This is a genomic window from Bartonella sp. AA83SXKL, assembly GCF_042196965.1.
Taxonomy (GTDB): domain Bacteria; phylum Pseudomonadota; class Alphaproteobacteria; order Rhizobiales; family Rhizobiaceae; genus Bartonella.
The window spans coordinates 1-606 of the sequence record NZ_JBHIRG010000278.1 but is presented as its reverse complement, the minus strand read 5'-3'; the positions used below and the strand labels follow the sequence as shown (position 1 = coordinate 606).

Sequence of the window (606 nt, the reverse complement as noted above, 5' to 3'; positions counted from 1 at the left end):
CTCCCGCTCTTTCTACCTCTTCATCTTTATAGCGGAATCCTGCTTGAACCATGCAAGCATCAATGGAGACCATATCATTAGGACTTAGCTTTTGGTTTTCTGGATCGCGATCATAAGGGGTTGGCATGCCACATTCTAACAAGGCTTTTCCTACCTCAGTAAAATCAGTAACACCATTTTTCTCCCACGCAGCCACATCTCCTGGAGGAAGTTTGTTAAACTGACATCCTGTTATGATAAACAAAATTACCGCACCTAATAGCTTTAGAGTTTGTTTCATTTTTTCCCCTCTTTGAATGGATTTCTTTTTAATGCAATGGCTTGAAAGCCTGTTGATATTTTCTGCCACCGCTGTTTCAAACAACGGTGAACAATATTGAGATGGTGGATGAAGAGAACAATCCCACACAGGCATGGGAACACATGAATGTGGGGATTGTAGTTTCCACAAACAGCAATATTTAAGGTTGGCATTTACGGCTATTTTTATATTTTTTACAAAAAGGGCTGTTCAAGCGCTTCTTGACACTGCGCTGTGGGATGACAGCGCCAGGACGACAATTTGGAAGATTGTCTTCTTTAAAAGTATAACACCAATTACTTCTC

Annotated in this window: 1 protein-coding gene; it reads right to left on the bottom strand. The window is 40.8% G+C overall.

All coding sequences use genetic code 11. From position 1 onward, the window contains the following. On the bottom strand, window positions 1-280 hold a 280-nt coding region (locus tag ACFINO_RS11095), incomplete at its 3' end, for a hypothetical protein (protein WP_375655900.1). Window positions 281-606: the final 326 nt, after the last annotated feature.